General features: G+C 64.7%; 11 protein-coding genes. 7 read left to right on the plus strand and 4 right to left on the minus strand.

Going from position 1 to position 18,077, the window contains the following annotated elements; translation table 11 throughout:
• Nucleotides 1–7: 7 nt before the first annotated feature.
• The 4 genes from astB (at nt 8) to ABIE53_RS08705 (ending at nt 5,200) form a co-directional block, all read left to right on the plus strand.
• Complete coding sequence (astB, locus tag ABIE53_RS08690; protein ID WP_006051089.1) at nt 8–1,348, plus strand: N-succinylarginine dihydrolase; 1,341 nt, start codon at nt 8–10, stop codon at nt 1,346–1,348.
• On the plus strand, nt 1,332–2,384 hold the full coding sequence (gene astE / locus ABIE53_RS08695; RefSeq protein WP_029969182.1) for a succinylglutamate desuccinylase: 1,053 nt from the start codon (nt 1,332–1,334) through the stop codon (nt 2,382–2,384). Before astB ends, astE begins: the two co-directional genes overlap by 17 nt.
• Before the next feature lie 299 nt (nt 2,385–2,683).
• A complete protein-coding gene (locus tag ABIE53_RS08700) occupies nt 2,684–3,478 on the plus strand; it encodes an ABC transporter substrate-binding protein (protein WP_053857895.1) in 795 nt (264 codons plus the stop codon).
• 306 nt (nt 3,479–3,784) lie between these two features.
• Nucleotides 3,785–5,200, plus strand: coding sequence for an EAL and HDOD domain-containing protein (locus ABIE53_RS08705; protein WP_107708407.1), 1,416 nt, complete (start codon nt 3,785–3,787; stop codon nt 5,198–5,200).
• Nucleotides 5,201–5,354: 154 nt separating this feature from the next.
• Here the strand turns inward: ABIE53_RS08705 and ABIE53_RS08710 are convergent, their stop codons facing one another.
• Together ABIE53_RS08710 and ABIE53_RS08715 are read right to left on the minus strand one after the other, a co-directional pair.
• The gene (locus ABIE53_RS08710; protein WP_006051085.1) at nt 5,355–6,812 is read right to left on the minus strand and encodes an HDOD domain-containing protein; all 1,458 of its coding nucleotides are present in this window, start codon (nt 6,810–6,812) and stop codon (nt 5,355–5,357) included.
• A gap of 91 nt (nt 6,813–6,903) precedes the next feature.
• Nucleotides 6,904–8,742 (minus strand): putative bifunctional diguanylate cyclase/phosphodiesterase, encoded by a 1,839-nt coding sequence (locus ABIE53_RS08715; protein WP_107708405.1) that lies wholly within the window; start codon nt 8,740–8,742, stop codon nt 6,904–6,906.
• Between the two features lie 298 nt (nt 8,743–9,040).
• Here ABIE53_RS08715 and ABIE53_RS08720 point away from each other — a divergent pair, with 298 nt between their 5' ends.
• The 3 genes from ABIE53_RS08720 (at nt 9,041) to ABIE53_RS08730 (ending at nt 11,580) form a co-directional block, all read left to right on the plus strand.
• Nucleotides 9,041–10,375 (plus strand): EAL and HDOD domain-containing protein, encoded by a 1,335-nt coding sequence (locus ABIE53_RS08720; protein ID WP_107708404.1) that lies wholly within the window; start codon nt 9,041–9,043, stop codon nt 10,373–10,375.
• Nucleotides 10,376–10,532: 157 nt separating this feature from the next.
• On the plus strand, nt 10,533–11,093 hold the full coding sequence (locus ABIE53_RS08725) for a peroxiredoxin (protein WP_006051082.1): 561 nt from the start codon (nt 10,533–10,535) through the stop codon (nt 11,091–11,093).
• Nucleotides 11,094–11,115: 22 nt separating this feature from the next.
• Nucleotides 11,116–11,580, plus strand: coding sequence for a hypothetical protein (locus ABIE53_RS08730; RefSeq protein WP_107708402.1), 465 nt, complete (start codon nt 11,116–11,118; stop codon nt 11,578–11,580).
• 44 nt (nt 11,581–11,624) lie between these two features.
• Here ABIE53_RS08730 and ABIE53_RS08735 read toward each other — a convergent pair whose 3' ends face one another.
• Complete coding sequence (locus ABIE53_RS08735; RefSeq protein WP_107708400.1) at nt 11,625–14,945, minus strand: efflux RND transporter permease subunit; 3,321 nt, start codon at nt 14,943–14,945, stop codon at nt 11,625–11,627.
• Between the two features lie 4 nt (nt 14,946–14,949).
• Nucleotides 14,950–18,072, minus strand: a complete 3,123-nt coding sequence (locus ABIE53_RS08740; RefSeq protein ID WP_029969190.1) for an MdtB/MuxB family multidrug efflux RND transporter permease subunit — start codon at nt 18,070–18,072, stop codon at nt 14,950–14,952.
• Nucleotides 18,073–18,077 lie beyond the last annotated feature (5 nt).

Here is an 18,077-nt window from a genome sequence, read left to right on the forward strand (position 1 = left end):
ATCGACGATGCAAGCCACTGAAGCCAATTTCGACGGCCTGGTCGGCCCGACGCACAACTATGCGGGGCTGTCGTTCGGCAACGTCGCGTCGCAGAACAACGAGAAGTCGGTTGCGAATCCGAAGGCGGCCGCGAAGCAGGGTCTGCGCAAGATGAAGCAGTTGGCCGATCTCGGCTTTCATCAGGGCGTGCTGCCGCCGCAGGAGCGGCCGTCGGTGCGTCTGTTGCGCGAGCTCGGTTTTTCCGGCGACGATGCCACGGTGATCGCCAACGTGGCGAAGAATGCGCCCGAGTTGCTGGCCGCCGCGAGTTCGGCTTCGGCGATGTGGACCGCGAATGCCGCGACCGTGAGTCCGTCCGCCGACACGCACGACGGCCGCGTGCATTTCACGCCGGCCAATCTGTGCAGCAAACTGCATCGCGCGATCGAACACGAATCGACGCGCCGCACGTTGCGCGCGATTTTCAGCGACGCCGATCGCTTCGCGGTGCATGAGGCTTTGCCCGGCACGCCCGCGCTCGGCGATGAAGGTGCGGCGAACCACACGCGCTTTAGCGCGGAATATGGCGCACGTGGCGTCGAATTCTTCGTGTACGGCCGCAGCGAGTATCGCCGCGGACCCGAGCCGAAACGCTTTCCCGCGCGTCAGACGTTCGAAGCGAGCCGCGCGGTCGCGCATCGTCATGGCTTGCAGGAAGAAGCAACTGTCTACGCGCAACAGAATCCCGAAGTGATCGACGCAGGCGTTTTTCATAACGACGTGATCGCGGTCGGCAATCGCAATACGCTGTTCTGTCATCAGCTTGCGTTTGTCGAACAGCAGGCGGTGTACGACGAGTTGCGCGCGAAACTCGCTGGCCTGAAGGCGGACTTCAACGTGATCGAAGTGCCCGATGCACAGGTGAACGTGGCGGACGCGGTCTCGTCGTATCTGTTCAACAGCCAGTTGCTGACGCGCCCCGACGGCAAGCAGGTGCTGGTGGTACCGCAGGAGTGCCGCGAAAATCCGCGCGTGGCCGCGTATCTGGACGATCTGACGTCGCACACGGGTCCGATCGACGAGGTGCTCGTGTTCGATCTGCGCGAAAGCATGAAGAACGGCGGCGGGCCGGCGTGCCTGCGTCTGCGTGTGGTGCTGAACGAAGCGGAGCGCGCGGCGGTCACACGCGGCGTGTGGATCGACGACACGTTGTTCGGGCGGCTCGATACGTGGATCGAAAAGCATTATCGCGACCGTCTCGCACCGTCTGATCTCGCCGATCCTAAACTGCTCGTCGAGTCGCGCACCGCGCTCGATGAACTCACGCAGATTCTCGGCCTCGGATCGCTCTATGACTTCCAGCGCTGAGCGCGGCGAGCCGGTCGCAATGCTCGACGATTTCCTCGCCTATACGCTCGCGGGCACGCGGCCTGCCGCGAACGACATGCAAGGCACGTGCGCCGGCGGCGTGCGCTGGTCGTGGCTCGATGACGGCGTGCTGCTGCTCGAGCCGGCCGCGTCTTTGAACAACACACGCAGCGTGCTTGCATCGGCCGGCGTGCATGGCGACGAAACCGCGCCGATCGAACTGCTGTCGCATCTCGTGCGCGACATCGCGCGCGGCGACGCAGCGTTGACCTGCCGCCTGCTCGCGATCCTCGGCAATGTCGATGCGATGCGCGACGCGTGCCGCTATCGCGACGACGATCTCAATCGCCTCTTCAGCGGCCGGCATCTGCAACTGCCGCACAGTCACGAGGCGCCGCGCGCCGCGGCGCTCGAGCGGGCCGCTGTGCAGTTCTTCGATGCCGCTTCGAAAGAGCCGGGCGCGCGCTGGCATATCGACATGCACACGGCGATCCGCGCGTCCGCGTTCGAGCGCTTCGCGCTGCTGCCGCATACGGGCAGGCCATTTTCGCGCGCGATGTTCGAGTGGCTCGGCGAGGCGCGCATTAGCGCAGTGCTGTTGCACACCACGAAGGGCAACACGTACTCGCATTTCACCGCGCAGGCTTGCGCTGCCGACGCGTGCACGCTGGAACTCGGCAAGGTGCGTCCGTTCGGCCAGAACGACCTCACGCGTTTTGCGGGCGCGGATCAGGCGTTGCGTCATCTGCTCGCGGGCACGAATGGCAATACGCAAGCGGAACTGCCGCGCGCCTTCACGGTGATCGACCAGATCACGAAGCAAAGCGACGCGTTCGAATTGCTGGTCGCGCCCGATGTCGCGAACTTCACGCCGTTCGCGAAGCACACCTTGCTCGCACGCGATGGCGACTATCGCTACGTCGTGCAGCATGACGAAGAGCGCCTCGTGTTTCCGAATGCGACGGTGAAGCCCGGTTTGCGCGCGGGCTTGATGGTGATCGAGACGACTGAAGAGACGCACGGCGCGCTCGTCTAGCGGCGCGATGTGTAAAGACACGAAGGCGCATACTATTCGCGCCGGTTGAGCTCGTTGCATTGCTTGCGCCACCGCGACATCAACTTGCAGCTTTGCGCTTCAGCGCTGCCCCGCGCTCGCGACGCAGCCTTCACCCCAACGCCACGCAGCCGCGGCAAACGAGCCTGTACAATCCCCGCCTCGCGGCTGTTGCGCTGCACCACAACGGCCGCGCGAGTTTGAATCGCATTTTTGGCGCGGCAATCATGCCTGTCCGGATTCGGCTCCGTCCTGTTCAATACCGTAGAGGAACACCCGTAATGAAGATGAATTGGCGAAACACGGCTGCGCTCGCGCTATTCGCGACGGCAACGCTCACGGCAGCGTCCGCTTCGGCGGCGGACATCAAGGAAGTGCGCTTCGGTGTCGAGGCGTCGTATGCGCCGTTCGAATCGAAGTCGCCGTCGGGCGAACTGCAGGGCTTCGACATCGACGTCGGCAATGCCGTGTGCGCGAAGCTGAAGGCGAAGTGCGTGTGGGTCGAGAATTCGTTCGACGGCCTGATTCCCGCGTTGCAGGCGCGCAAATTCAACGCGATCAACTCGGACATGACGATCACCGAGCAGCGTCGTCAGGCCATCGACTTCACCGACCCGATCTACACGATCCCGAATCAGATGATCGCGAAGAAGGGCAGCGGCTTGCAGCCGACGCCCGCGTCGCTGAAGGGCAAGCACGTCGGCGTGCTGCAGGGCACGATTCAGGAAACCTATGCGAAGGCGCGTTGGGCGCCGGCCGGTGTCGACGTCGTGCCGTATCAGACGCAGGATCAGATCTACGCGGACCTCTCGTCCGGGCGTCTGGATGCATCGTTCCAGGACGCGGAAGCGGCATCGAAGGGCTTTCTGAAGAAGCCGCAAGGCGCGGGCTTCGAGTTCGCTGGACCGGCCGTCACGGACGAAAAGCTGCTCGGCGCGGGCGTGGGCTTCGGCATTCGCCGCGGCGACAAGGCGTTGAAGGATGCGTTGAACCAGGCGCTGAAGGAACTGAAGGCCGACGGCACGATCGACCGTTTCGCGGCGAAATACTTCGACGTGAAAGTGGTGCTGAAGTAACGCGTTGCTGCTTGACGCCTCAACAAAAAACGGCCGCTGCTTGCGGCCGTTTTGCATGGTGCGCGTGGTTGTCCGCCTCGTCATGGGCGTTATCGGCTTTGTCCACTTGCCAAATATTTCCAGATATTGTTTTGTGGACATGTGCGCGCAAGACAGCCTGCGCTAAAATCGCCGGGCGCGCTGCGATGGCGAAGTTGCCGTCGCCAACGCGACGTCGCAAACGATAAACACGCCGCGCGCGTTGCCGTGCGGCGAAAACCACAAGACAGCAGCAAGCGCCGGGGCGGCGCCTCGCGGGGGACCACAATGAGCACCATTGCAGTCGAAAATCCGGGCCGTGCATATGCCAGCGACACCAGCGACGCCAGCGACGCCACGGACGATGCGCAGTTGAACGCCAGCTTCGCGCGGCAGCCCATCCTCAATCGGGACGGCATGCTGTGCGGCTACGAGCTAAAGATACGCGCGCCGGAAGCGCCGGCAGAGGCGCAGTTCGACCTCGGCTCTGAGGCAGACACCGAAAGCGGCGCAGACGATCAAGACGATCAAGACCCGCGAGCCGGGCGGGCGCCCACGCCCGCGCAACGCGTGGCCCGCGCGATCATCCGCGGACTGGTCGAGAGCAATGTGCGCAACGCGCTGACCGGGCATCCTGCGTATATCGACACGAACCGCGACATGCTGTTCGACGACGCAATCGAGCGGCTGCCCGCCGAGCGCTTTCTGTTCGAACTGCCGCCCGACATGCACGTCGACGACGATCTGATCGCGCGCATCGTGCTGCTGCATGGCCGGCGCTATCGCTTCGTGCTCGACGACGTCACGCAGCCCAACGAGACTTTCGCGAAGCTCTTGCCCTACGCGGAAGCCATCAAGATCGACATCACGCGCGCGCCCGCCGCGCTGCTGCCCAAGCTGACGAGCGTGCTCAAATCGGCGGGCAAGCTGCTGATCGCAGCGGGGCTCGACGCGCAAGCCGATTTCGAAACGGCGCACGGCCTCGGGTTCGACCGCTTCCAGGGCTACTTCTTCGCGCGTCCGCAAACCTCGTTGACGCGCCGTGTCAGCGCACCGCGCCACGCGTTGCTCAATCTGCTGCAATTGCTCGCCGGCGACCCGACCGTCGCGCAGCTCGAAGCGGAGCTCAAGCTCAATCCGGTGCTGGTGATGCATCTGATGAAGCTCGCGAATTCGAGCGGCTTCGCGGTCGGCCATAAGGTCACGACGCTGCGCGAGGCGATCAACGCAACCGGCACCGACCGCATCGCGCGCTGGACGCAGTTGCTGTTGTATGCGGACGGCCGCAAGGTCGCGCTCGAAGACGATCCTCTGCTGCAACTCGCGGCCACGCGCGCGCGTTTCATGGAACTGGCGATCGAGCGTCTGCCGGACGCGGGCCGCGACGAAGCGGACGCGGCCTTTCTCACGGGTGTGTTTTCATTCGTCGATGCGGTGTTCGGCGGCTCGCTCGAAAGCACGCTTAATGTGCTGACGTTGTCGCGTCCGATTCAGGCGGCGATTCTGCATCGCGAGGGCGTGCTCGGCCAACTGCTCGCCGCCGTCGAGGCGTTGGAAAACGGCGCGTGGGACACGCTCGCCGCGCGCTGCGCGCAGCTTGCGCCGTTGACGATCGAAGAGGTCGCGCAAATGGGACTCGCGGCCGGCGCCTGGGCAGGCGTCGCGGACCGCAGCGCGGAAGGGTTGGAAAGAATCGAGGACTGAGGCCGCACCTGCGACGAAGCCGGCATGCAGCGCATGCCGGCTTCAAAATCAGCCTTGGAAATCAGCTTCGCAATTCAGCTTAAAAACACCTGGCGTCGGGCAAACACAGAAAACTGCAGACTCACGCGACGTGATCAGCGATCACGCCACGTCTTTACATCGTCTCCATTTCCCGCATCTGCCCCAGGCCGAAAAAACGGCCTAACTCCCTGGCCAGTTCGTTCAGCACGCTCATCTCCTTCTGCGAGATACGGCGTGGCTCCTGCGTATGAGACCAGTCGCCATACAGCAACGCGACCGTCTGGTCCGTTTCATCCACCACGGGTAACAGCACGAAGGCGCGGGCGTCGTCGAACGAACGGCGGAACCACTCGGGCAGCCGCGCGACCATTTTCGGATCGCGCGCATTTTCGATGAAGATGCCCACCGAATTCGCGATGGCCAGATGGAACACATCGGGCTCGAACGCGGAGCTGAACGTGAGCTTGGGCAGCGCCGCGTCGATTTTCGGGCCGAGGCCGAGACGTGCGCGGAACGTGCCGTTGCTGTGCTTGACGAATACCACGGTGCGCGCAAAGCCGAGCGCCGCGAGAACCGTTTCCGACGCCATGCCGAGGGCCGGCGCGAGCGAGCTGCTGTCAGGCAGATTGCGCAAATCCTGGACGCCCGCCGCAATGCGCGACTCGGGGTCCAGCGCCTCGCGCGCCATTGCGTCCGCATTCGCGCGCAACTCGACGATCTCGCGCATCACGCCGTCGCCGCCTTCCTCGCGCGCCAACGCCACGCTCATTTCGAGCAGCACTTCGGGATCGGTGTTGAGCGCGCGGCTATATTCCTGCGCGAGCTCGGCGATGCGCTCCTCGCGCTCGAAGTCGGGCATGTTCTGCTGCGTGAGGACGTCCGCGACCGCCGTCGAATAATTGGTGATCGCGCGCAGCCACTGCACCTGGCGCGGCTGTTCGGTGTCTTGCGGATCGAACTCGCCCATGCCCGAGCGGATCATGTCGGGCAGGCGCCAGCGCACCGCGGCTTCGGCGCCGATTTCGTCGAACGTCACGCCGAGCACCAGCACGCACGCATCCGCTTCGAGCGTGCCGCCTTCGATGTGCCGGCGAATCTGATCCCATTCCGCGTCGAGATAGAACACCACCAGCAGCTTGCCGATTTGCCGCATCAGCGTGCAGACCACGGCTTCCTCGCCGGCACGCAGATCGCCGCGCTCCGTCAGCTTGCGCGCGACGCAGCCCGACAGCAGCGTGCGGTTCAGTTCGAGTTTCGCGTCGATGCGGCGCGGCGCGCTGTGATGAAAGTGATCGACGATCTTCAGGCCGACGACGAGATGACCGACCGCGTCCATGCCGAGCACCATCAACGCGCGCGACACCGTGGTGATATTGCCGCCGAACGCCATGTACATGGCCGAGTTCGCGAGCCGCAGCACTTTTTGCGTCAATGCGAAGTCCGACAGCACCACCTGCACGAGGCCGGTGAAGTCGAGGTCGTCGTTGTTCATTGCCGCCATGGTGGTGCGCAACGACTGCGACAGCATGGGGAAATCGCCGCGCTCGCTCATTCGCGTCCAGAGCCGGTCGAGCACCGCCGCCTTTACCATGTGAGTCCCGCAAAAGCCATACGTGTTCCAATGAATGCCATGCCGGCGCGAGGCCGGCTGATGCCGCTGCTTGAGCGCTTGAGCCGCACCGCTATGCGCTGTGCAGATGAAGCGAACGCGCTTCGAAACGCTGCGCCAGTTCGTCGGAGGGCAGCGCCTTGCAGACGAGCCATCCCTGTATGTGGTCACATCCCATTTCGGTGAGCAGGCTGCGCTGCGCTTCCGTTTCGACGCCCTCGGCGACCAGTTCGAGGTCGAGCGTCTGGGCGAGCCCGACCACTGCGCTGACGATCGCCTGATCGTTCCGGGAGGTTAGCAGATTCTCGACAAAACTCCTGTCGATCTTAAGTTTTGCAAGGGGAAACCGTTGCAGGTAAGCCAGGCTCGAATAGCCGGTGCCGAAATCGTCGACGGCGAAGCGGATGCCCATCGCCGTTAGATCCTCGAGCAGCACCTTCGCGTGCGCCGGGTCGTGCATCAGCAGGCTTTCGGTGATCTCGAACACGAGGCGCCGCGGATCGATGCCGGTCAGCTCGATCGCCTCGCGCACGGCGTCCTTGAAGCGCGGGTCGCGGAACTGCTGCGGCGACACGTTGACCGCGACGTATTGCAGCGAGATGCCGCGCGCGTCCCACTGGATCAACTGCATGCAGGCGACCTTGAGCACCCAGTTGCCGAGGAAGTTGATGAGCCCGACCGACTCCGCGAGCGGAATGAACATCGACGGCGGCACGAGTCCATGCACCGGATGCATCCAGCGGATCAGCGCCTCGACGCCGACCACGCCGTGCGTGCGGCTGCTCGTGATCGGCTGGAAGTGCAGCGAGAACTCGCCGTTGCGCACGCCGTCGTACAGATCGGCCTCCAGCTTCAGGCGCTCGGCGTCGGCGGGATTGTCGTCCGGCACGTAGAACGCGAGCGTATTGCCGCCCGCCGACTTCGCCTGCAGCAGCGCGTGATCGGCCCAGCGCAGCAGATGGGTGTCGTGCGCGGCGGTGTCGTTGGCGTGACGCACGTCCGGATAGAGCGCAATGCCGATGCTCGCGGACAGATGCACCTGCTGGCCGCTGAAGACATACGGCTGCTGGATCGCGGTCAACAGACGCCGCGCCAGCGCTTCGGCGGCGGCCGCGGCGTCGGTGCGGTTCGCGGCGGGCTTCACGAGAATCGCGAACTCGTCGCTGGCCACGCGCGCCACCGTCTCGTTCGGTCCCGTCATGTTCAGGATGCGCCGCGCCGTGTCGCGCAGCATGTCGTCGCCGGCGTCGTAGCCGAGCGCGCGGTTCACGCGCTGATAATCGTCGATGTCGAGCAGCAGCAGCGCGGCGGGCGTGCCGTGCGCGTCGGCCTGCTGCTGCGCCTCGAGCAGCGCGGGAATCAGCGCCGACTGGTTGGCGAGATTGGTCAGCCGGTCCAGATGCAGCGCCTGGATCAGGCGCTCTTCGCTTGCGCGCCACGCGGACACGTCGAAGCCGGCGATCGCAAAGCCGTCGATGCCGTTATGGCTGTTGCGCACCACACGCAGCTCGACGGTGATCGGATAGGTCAGCGACTTGATGAGCCCAAGCGTCGCCTTCTCGACATTGCCGGAGGCCGAGGCGCGAACCAGCAGCGCGTCGAGCCGCGCGACGTCGGCCTGCGCCACCAGCTCATGCAGCGTGATCGTCTCCAGATACTCGCGGTGATAGCCGATAAAGCGCAGGCTCGCGTCCGAAACATAGATAAAGCGCAGGTCGGTGTCCACGTGCGCCAGCAGGTCCACGGCGCCGACCACGTGCTCGAAGTGCAGCGCGGCGGGCGGCTCGGCTTGCGGTCGGGCTTGCGGCCTGGATTGCGGCTTCTGTTCGACGCGCCGGCCAAGCGCCAGAAGCCGGTCGACGACCGTGCGCAAGGAGCCCCGGCGGGGCGCGGTGATCCTGTTCGCTTCCATGTTTGTCGCTGGCAACCTGTGTTCGTCTGCGGGCGGAGCGGTTTGACGGTCCGCCAGGTGAGGGCGGTGAAAAACTATCAGGCCGCCCCATCAGGACTAGATAACGGCCTGCGCCCTGGAATCTTTAGTGCTTGCGCGAGAAAAACATCCCGTAAGGGACGAGACTGCGCGCGGCGGCAATTCCCAACCGCCGATTCCGTTAAAGTGCGGTTGCCTCACGTCCGTTAATACGGCAAACCCCCTGTGCGGTGGCGCGCGCCGCTGCCGTGCAGTCCTTCGAAAGCTGCATCGACGATCCATGTCTGAACTACATCTGGTCAGGGCCTCCGCCCGGCGCATCGAGGTGCGCGACGCGTCCGGCGACGATCCCGACGCGGCTGCCGCCCCGCAGTTCGTTTATCTGGGCCGGCAGCCGATCCTCGATCGCCAGGGCGCGCTCAACGCGTACGAGCTGCTGTTCCGGGCCGGCGCCCACAATTACGCCGAGGTGACCAACGACGCGCAGGCGACCGCGCAGGTGGTGGCGCGCGCGCTCGGCGGAATCGGCGTGCCGGCCGTGCTCGGCCCGCATCGCGGCTTCGTGAACATCGACCGGACCATGCTGTTCGACGACATCGTGCATGTGATGCCGCCCGAGCGCTTCGTGCTTGAGATCCTCGAAACCGTTCAGTTCGACGCGCAACTCGGCCGCCGGCTCGGCGAGCTGCGGCGCGGCGGCTTCCAGGTCGCGCTCGACGACGTGACCGCGCTGTCCGACGAACTGCTCGCGATGCTGCCGCATGCGGACATCGTCAAGATCGACTTTTTGCAGACCGAGCGCGCGCATTTGCCCGAGCTTGCGGCCGCGATGCGCGGCCAGGGCAAGACGCTGATCGCGGAGAAAGTGGAGACGCGCGAAGACTTCGCGCTGGCTCGCGATCTCGGCTTCGATCTGTTCCAGGGCTATTTTTTCGCGCGGCCGCAAGTGCTGGCCGCGCCGCGCAACCGCTCGCCGCGGCCGGGTTTGCTGCGTCTGCTCGCGCTGCTTTCGCGCGATGCGGGCATCGTCGAACTCGAAGCCGAACTGAAGCTGAATCCGAGCGTGGTCGTGCAACTGCTGCGGCTCGTCAATTCGAGCGCGTTTGGTCTCGGACGCAATATCGCGTCGTTGCGCGAGGCGATCATCGCGACCGGCACGCGGCAGATCGCGCGCTGGGCGCAACTGCTGCTTTACGCGGACAGCGGCGATCTGCCGTGGCGCGCCGATCCGCTTGTGCAACTGGCGGCCACGCGCTCGCGCTTCATGGAGCTGGCGGCAAGCTGGATGCGTCCCGCCGACGACGAATTTGCCGACGCCGCGTTCATGACCGGCATCTTTTCGCTCGTCCATGTGCTGCTCGGCACGACGCCGAAGGCCGTGCTCGAGAAGCTCGGTCTCGCGGCGCAGATCCGCGAGGCGATCGTCGAACTGCGTGGGCCGCTCGGCATGCTGTTGCGTATCGCGGAGGCGGCCGGCGAGGGCGCCGACGCGGCGTCGATCGCGCGCTCGGCGGATGCGCCGCCGGAATTCGCCGCGCTCACGCCGGAGATACTGGCCGAGCTGAATCTGTCGGCGGCCGCGTGGTTCGGCGCGCATGTGCAGGAAGCCGCCTGATTCTTTGCCCCTGGTTCTTTGCCCGGCGCCGATTGCTGCATGCGGCGCTGCGTTCCGCGCGTGTTTTTCGCGTACGTGGTCCAATAGAGCACAAGGCCGACGGACTCCTTTGCGAGGGAGACGCCGTGCATCAACGCAACGCTCAAAGGATCAGCCGATGAAACGAAAACTCCTGCCCGCCGTGCTGGCCGCTGCCGTGTCGGTGGCATGCGCCGCCTGGTCGTTGACCGCGGGCGCGACGCTCAAGCCCGGCGACACCGCGCCGCAGTTCACCGCGCAGGCGTCGCTCGGCGGCAAGACGTACACGTATTCGCTCGCCGACCAGCTCAAGAAAGGACCGGTGGTGCTGTACTTCTACCCGGCGGCTTTCACGAAGGGCTGCACGATCGAGGCGCATGAATTCGCCGAGGCCGTCGACGAATACAGCAAATACGGCGCGACGGTGATCGGCGTGTCGCACGACAACATCGACACGTTGACGAAGTTCTCCGTCAGCGAGTGCCGCAGCAAATTCCCGGTGGCGGCGGACGCGGAGTCGAAGGTGATCGGCGCCTACGACGCGGGCCTGCCGATGCATAGCTCGATGGCCAATCGCGTGTCGTACGTGATCGCGCCGGACGGCAAGATCATCTACGAATACACGAGCCTTTCGCCCGAAAAGCATGTCGAGAACACGCTGAAGGCCGTGAAGGATTGGGCCGCGGCGCACAAGCAATAAGGCTTTTTGTCGAGAGTTCGCGATGCCGATTCTGATTGCACTACTTGCGCTGATCGCGCTCGTGTATGGCGCCGTGCGTGCGTTCGACGCGTTACAGGCGGCGGCGGGGACGGCGGTCGCCGTGGGCGTTGCCGTGCTGGTAGCGCTGCTGCTGATGGCCGCGCTCGCCTATTGGCTGCGCCGCCGCAAGGAAGTCGCGCCGAATATTCATGACGGCAACTGGACGCATGCGCTCGACGGCAGTTGGGGCTCGGTGCGGCTCGCAGCGGGTCAGCGCTTCTGCGAGATTCGCGTCGGCGCTGAGCACGGCGCGTATATCTTCGCGGATCTGCTTGGCGCGGATGTCGAGCGTCGCGAAACGCAATGGCAACTCGCGCTGAAGGTGAAGGACGCCGCTCACGGCCTGTGGCTGCTGCCGATGCAGAACGAGCGGCAGGCAAAGCAATGGCAGCGCATTTTTCTGCTCGCGATGGAGCAGAAGCTTTAGCGTTGCCCGGCTTCAAAGCCCGCCGCGCATCCCATGCAAGAACCTCACGCAGACGGTGCGACACCGCCTCTGCGCGCCTTCCTCGACTCCCACCGCACGCGAATCCGGTCCATATAAAGGTAGACCACCGGCGTGGTGTAGAGCGTGAGCATCTGACTCATGATGAGCCCGCCGACAATCGCAATGCCGAGCGGCGCGCGCAACTCCGCGCCTTCGCCGCGTCCGAACGCGAGCGGCAACGCGCCGAGCATCGCGGCGAAGGTCGTCATCATGATCGGGCGAAAGCGCAACAGGCACGCCTCGCGAATCGCGTCGCTCGACGAGCGGCCGTGGCGCGACGCTTCGATTGCGAAGTCCACCATCATGATCGCGTTTTTCTTGACGATGCCGATCAGCAGAATCACGCCGATCAACGCGATGATGCTGAAGTCGGTCTTGAAGAGCAGCAGCGCGAGCAAGGCGCCCACGCCCGCCGAGGGCAGCGTCGACAGAATGGTGAGCGGGTGGATATAGCTCTCATACAGAATGCCGAGCACGATATACACGGCGGCGAGCGCGGCCAGAATCAGGATCGGCTGATCCGACATGGACTGCTGGAACGCCTGCGCGGTGCCCTGGAAACTGCCGTGTATCGTCGCCGGCATGCCGATCTCGGCCATGGTCTGGTAGATCGCGTCGGTCGCCGTGGAAAGCGACACGCCGGGCGGCAGATTGAACGAGATGGTCGATGCGACGAACTGGCTCTGGTGATTCACCGAGAGCGGCGTGTTGCCGGGCCCGAAGCTCGCAATGGCCGACAACGGCACCATCGTTTCCTTCGATGTGGACACCGCCGCGCCCGACGATGCGCTCGACTTGCCGCTCGTCGCAATCGAGTTGATCGCCTGGTTGCGCGCGGAATCCGCGGCAATGGAGGCGGCGCTCGATGCAGTCGTGCCCGCCGTGCCGCCCGCCGAAGCGCTAGTGGACGACGACGTGGACGTGGTCTCCTTCGTCACGGTTCCGGCCGGCGCGTTGGTGGTCTGCGCGCCGCTCGCGCTGCCGCCCGACGTGCTGATGTAGACCTGCTTGAGCATGTCCGGGCTTTGCCAGTACTTCGGCGCGACTTCCATCACAACGTGATACTGGTTGAGCGGGTTGTAGATCGTCGACACCTGGCGCTGGCCGAACGCGTCGTACAGCGTGTTGTCGATCTGCGCGGGCTTGATGCCGAGGCGCGCGGCGCTCGCGCGGTCGATCGTCACCATCGCTTCGAGGCCGCCTTGCTGCTGGTCGGAGTTGACGTCGGCCAGTTCCTTGCGCGCTTGTAGCGCCTCAGTCAGCTTCGGTCCCCACAGGTACAGGTCGGGCGTGGAATCGGCGAGCAGCGTGAACTGGTATTGCGCATTCGACTGCCGACCGCCCACGCGAATGTCCTGCACCGCTTGCAGGAAAGTGCGCGCGCCCGCCACGTCGCCGAGCGGCGCGCGCAGTTGCTGGATCACCTGATCGGCGGAAATCTTGCGCTCGCTCTTCGGCTTCAGCGAGACGAACATGAAGCCCGAATTGGTCTGCCGGCCGCCGGTGAAACCGACCACGCTATCCACCGCCGGATTCTTGCCGACGATGTCCATCATTTGCGAGAACTTGCCTTTCATCGCCTGGAACGACGTGCTCTGGTCCGCCTGAATGCCGCCGATGAGCCGCCCGGTGTCCTGCTGCGGAAAGAAGCCCTTGGGCACGATGATGTAGAGCCACACATTGAGGCCGATGGTCGCGAGCAGCACCATCAGGATCAGCCGCGGATGCAGCAGCGCCCAGCCGAGCGTGCGTTCGTAGCCGCGCTGCATCGACGCAAAGCCGCGTTCGAGCCAGCGCCCGAAGCGGCCTTCCTCTTTCTGTTCGTGCGGCTCGCGCAAGAGGCGCGAGCACATCATGGGCGTGAGCGTGAGCGAGACGATCAGCGACACGCCGATTGCGAGCGACAGCGTCAGCGCGAATTCGCGGAACAGCCGTCCGACGATGCCGCCCATCAGCAGGATAGGCAGAAAGACGGCGACGAGCGAGATGCTGATCGACATCACCGTGAAGCCGACTTCGCGCGCGCCGAGGAACGCGGCCTTCATGCGCGGCACGCCGTTCTCGATATGACGCGAGATGTTTTCCAGCACCACGATGGCGTCGTCCACCACGAAGCCGGTCGCGATGGTCAAGGCCATCAGCGAGAGGTTGTCGATGGAAAAGCCGAGCAGATACATCGCGCCGAACGTGCCGATGATCGAGATCGGCACGGCCACGCTCGGAATAAGCGTCGCGCGCCAGTTGCGCAGGAACAGGAACACCACCATCACGACGAGCGCGACGGCGATCATCAGCGTGTACTGCGTGTCCTTGAGCGACGCGCGGATCGTGGTCGAGCGGTCGGCGGTCGGCGTGATGTCCACGTCGGCGGGCAGCGACGCGTGCAGTTGCGGCAGCATCGCGGTGACGCGGTCGATTGTCTCGATGATGTTCGCGCCCGGCTGCCGGTACAGAATCACGAGCACCGAGCGCTTGCCGTTGAAGAGACCGAGGTTGCGCAGGTCTTCGACGGAATCGACCACTTCGGCGACATCCGAGAGTCTGACCGCCGAGCCGTTGCGATACGCGATCACGAGGTCGCGATATTGCGACGCCTTGCTCGCCTGGTCGTTCGTGTAGATCTGCACGCGGTTCGCGCCGAACTCGATGGAGCCCTTGGGACTGTTCGCGTTGGCCGCGGCGAGCGCGGCGCGCACGTCCTCGAGACCGATGCCGTAGTGGAACAGCGCCTGCGGTTCCAGTTCGACGCGCACCGCGGGATTGGCCGACCCGCTCACGTCCACTTCGCCGACACCTTCGACTTGCGACAGCGACTGCTGCAGGACGGTCGCCGCGGAGTCGTACAACTGGCCGGCGGTCAGCGTTTTCGACGTCAGCGCGAGAATCATGATCGGCGCGTCGGCGGGATTCACCTTGTGGTACGTCGGGTTGCTGCGCAGGCTCGCCGGCAGGTCGGCGCGCGCGGCGTTGATGGCCGCCTGCACGTCGCGCGCGGCGCCGTCGATATTGCGGTTCAGGCCGAACTGCATCGTGATGCGCGCGGAGCCGACCGAACTCATCGAGGTCATTTCGGTGACGTCGGCGATCGAACCGAGATGCCGTTCGAGCGGACTCGCGACGCTGGTGGCGACCGTATCGGGGCTCGCGCCCGGCAACGACGCCTGGATCGAAATGGTCGGGAAATCCACTTGCGGCAGCGGCGCGACCGGCAACTTCATGAACGCGAAGATGCCAGACAGCGCAATGCCGATTGCGAGCAGCGTGGTCGCGACGGGGCGCGAGATAAAAGGACGCGACAGGTTCATCGCATCAGTTCCCTGCGTCGGTCGCGCCGGCCGTCGGGCCGCCGCGATTGAACCGTTCGCGCGCGCGGCGTGCGAGCGAGTCGAACGCGAGATAGATCACCGGCGTGGTGAACAAGGTCAGCAACTGGCTCACGATCAGACCGCCGGCAATCGCGATGCCGAGCGGCCGGCGCAACTCCGAACCTGCGCCGGTGCCGAGCATCAGCGGCAGCGCGCCGAGCAGCGCCGCGAGCGTGGTCATCAGAATCGGCCGGAAGCGCAGCAGACACGCCTGGTAAATCGCCTCGCGCGGCGCCTTGCCTTCTTCACGTTCGGCGTAGAGCGCGAAGTCGATCATCATGATCGCGTTCTTCTTCACGATACCGATCAGCAGCACGATGCCGATAATGCCGATGATGTCGAGATCGTGACCCGTGATCAGCAGCGCGAGCAACGCGCCCACGCCCGCCGAGGGCAGCGTCGACAGAATCGTGATCGGGTGAATGAAGCTCTCGTACAGCACGCCGAGCACGATATACATCGTGACGATGGCGGCCAGAATCAGGAACAGTTCGTTCGACAGCGAGGCCTGGAACGCGAGCGCCGCGCCCTGATAACGCGTCTGGAACGACGCCGGCAAGCCGATGTCTTTCTGCGCCTGGTCGATCGCCTTCACGGCCGCGCCGAGCGACGAACCGGGCGCGAGATTGAACGAGACCGTGGTCGCGGGGAACTGGCTCAGGTGCGTGACGAGCAGCGGCGCCGGCCTTTCGATGAACTTCGCGATGGCCGAGAGCGGCACCTGGCCACCGGACGACGTGGAAGAGGGCAGATAGATCGAATTCAGCGACTCGGTGTAATGCTGCATCGACGGCTGCGCTTCCAGAATCACGCGGTACTGGTTCGACTGCGTGAAGATAGTCGAGACGATGCGCTGGCCGAATGCGTCGTAAAGCGCGCTGTCCACGGTGGCGGGTGTGATGCCGTAACGCGACGCGGTCGCGCGGTCGATCTCGACATACACCGACTGGCCGTTGTCCTGCAGGTCGGTGGCGACATCGGCGAGTTCGGGCGCCTGTTTGAGCCGCTCGACGAGCTTCGGCACCCACGTTGTGAACTCGCTCATGTTCGGGTCCGTGAGCATGAACTGATACTGCGTGGGGCTGACGGTCGAATCGATTGTCAGATCCTGCACCGGCTGCATGTACAGCGACGCGCCCGCGATATGCGCGACGTCCTGCTGCAATTGCCGGATCACTTCGCTTGCGGTGCTGCTGCGGTCGTCGCGCGGTTTCAGGTTGATCAGCATGCGGCCGCTGTTCAACGTGATATTGCTGCCGTCCACGCCGATGAACGAGGTCAGGCTTTGCACATCCGGGTTCTTCAGGATCTGGGCGGCGAGTTCCTGCTGACGCTCGGCCATCGACGCATACGACACCGACTGCGGCGCCTGCGTGATCGCCTGGATCACGCCCGTGTCCTGCACCGGGAAGAAGCCCTTCGGAATGAACACGTAAAGCAGCGCCGTCAACACGAGCGTGAGCACCGCGACGACCAGCGTGGAGCGCTCGCGATCGAGCACCCAGGTGAGCGCGACCGCGTAACGCGCGATGACCCAGTCGATTGCGCGGTGCGCGCGCGCCTCGAAGCGGTGGCTTTCGTGCGGCGGCGTGTGGCGCAGCAGCTTCGCGCACATCATCGGCACGAGCGTGAGCGACACGATCGCCGAAATCACGATGGTCACGGCGAGCGTGATTGCGAACTCATGGAACAGGCGGCCGACCACGTCGCCCATAAACAGCAGCGGGATCAACACGGCGATCAGCGAGACGGTCAGCGAAATGATCGTGAAGCCGATCTGCTTCGAGCCTTTCAGCGCGGCTTCGAGCGGCGGCTCGCCTTCTTCCACGTAACGCGCGATGTTCTCGATCATCACGATCGCGTCGTCGACCACGAAGCCGGTCGCGATGGTCAGCGCCATCAGCGATAAATTGTCCAGCGAGAAGCCGCACAGGTACATCACGGCGAGCGTGCCGATCAGCGAAAGCGGCACCGAGAGACTCGGAATGATGGTCGCGTAGACGTTGGCGAGAAAGAGGTACATGACCAGCACGACGAGCACGACCGACATGGCCAGTTCGAACTGCACGTCGCGCACGGAGGCGCGGATCGTCGTGGTGCGGTCGGTGACGGTGCGCACTTCGAGCGCGGCGGGCAGCGACTGCTGCAATTGCGGCAGCAACTTCTTGATGTTGTCCACCACCTGAATCACGTTCGCGCCAGGCTGGCGCTGCACGTTCAGAATGATCGCGGGCGTGCCGTCGACCCACGCGCCCAGCTTGGTGTTTTCCGGACCCTGCACGATGGTCGCGACGTCGGTCAGCATCACCGGGCGGCCGCTCTTGTACGCGACCACCGCGCTCTTGTAGGCGTCGGCGTCGGTCAACTGGTCGTTCGCGTTGATCGTGTAGTTGCGCGTCGGACCGTCGAAGTTGCCCTTCGGCGTGTTGACGTTCAGGTTCGAGATGGTGGTGCGCAGGTCGTCGAGATTCAGGCCGTACGCGGCAAGCGCGCGCGGGTTCGCCTGAATCCGCACGGCCGGCCGCTGACCGCCGGAAAGACTCACGAGACCCACGCCCGCGACCTGCGAGATTTTCTGCGCGAGACGCGTGTCGGCGAGATCCTGAACCTGCGTGAGCGGCAAGGTTTTCGACGTGATCGCGAGCGTGAGGATCGGCGCGTCGGCGGGATTCACCTTCGCGTAGATCGGCGGCGCGGGGAGGTCGGACGGCAGCAGGTTGCCTGCTGCGTTGATCGCGGCCTGCACTTCCTGCTCGGCGATGTCGAGCGGCAGATCGAGGTTGAATTGCAGCGTGATGATCGACGAGCCGGCCGAGCTTTGCGACGACATCTGATTGAGCGACGGCATCTGTCCGAACTGACGCTCGAGCGGCGCAGTCACGGATGACGTCATCACGTCCGGGCTCGCGCCCGGATAGAACGTCTGCACCTGGATGGTCGGATAGTCGACCTGGGGCAGCGCCGAGAGCGGCAAAAAGCGCAGCGCGACGAGGCCGACCAGCATGATTGCCGCCATCAGCAGCGCGGTGCCGACGGGACGCAGAATAAAAGCGCGGGATGGATTCATGCGGT

It is taken from the genome of Paraburkholderia sp. OAS925 (assembly GCF_040543975.1).
GTDB lineage: Bacteria > Pseudomonadota > Gammaproteobacteria > Burkholderiales > Burkholderiaceae > Paraburkholderia > Paraburkholderia graminis.

Bases quoted from the DNA above. Each gene is read 5' to 3' on its own strand.
- astB (WP_006051089.1), top strand. From the start codon at position 8: ATGCAAGCCACTGAAGCCAATTTCGACGGCCTGGTCGGCCCGACGCAC.
- astE (WP_029969182.1), top strand. From the start codon at position 1,332: ATGACTTCCAGCGCTGAGCGCGGCGAGCCGGTCGCAATGCTCGACGAT.
- ABIE53_RS08700 (WP_053857895.1), top strand. From the start codon at position 2,684: ATGAAGATGAATTGGCGAAACACGGCTGCGCTCGCGCTATTCGCGACG.
- ABIE53_RS08705 (WP_107708407.1), top strand. From the start codon at position 3,785: ATGAGCACCATTGCAGTCGAAAATCCGGGCCGTGCATATGCCAGCGAC.
- ABIE53_RS08710 (WP_006051085.1), bottom strand. From the start codon at position 6,812: ATGGTAAAGGCGGCGGTGCTCGACCGGCTCTGGACGCGAATGAGCGAG.
- ABIE53_RS08715 (WP_107708405.1), bottom strand. From the start codon at position 8,742: ATGGAAGCGAACAGGATCACCGCGCCCCGCCGGGGCTCCTTGCGCACG.
- ABIE53_RS08720 (WP_107708404.1), top strand. From the start codon at position 9,041: ATGTCTGAACTACATCTGGTCAGGGCCTCCGCCCGGCGCATCGAGGTG.
- ABIE53_RS08725 (WP_006051082.1), top strand. From the start codon at position 10,533: ATGAAACGAAAACTCCTGCCCGCCGTGCTGGCCGCTGCCGTGTCGGTG.
- ABIE53_RS08730 (WP_107708402.1), top strand. From the start codon at position 11,116: ATGCCGATTCTGATTGCACTACTTGCGCTGATCGCGCTCGTGTATGGC.
- ABIE53_RS08735 (WP_107708400.1), bottom strand. From the start codon at position 14,945: ATGAACCTGTCGCGTCCTTTTATCTCGCGCCCCGTCGCGACCACGCTG.
- ABIE53_RS08740 (WP_029969190.1), bottom strand. From the start codon at position 18,072: ATGAATCCATCCCGCGCTTTTATTCTGCGTCCCGTCGGCACCGCGCTG.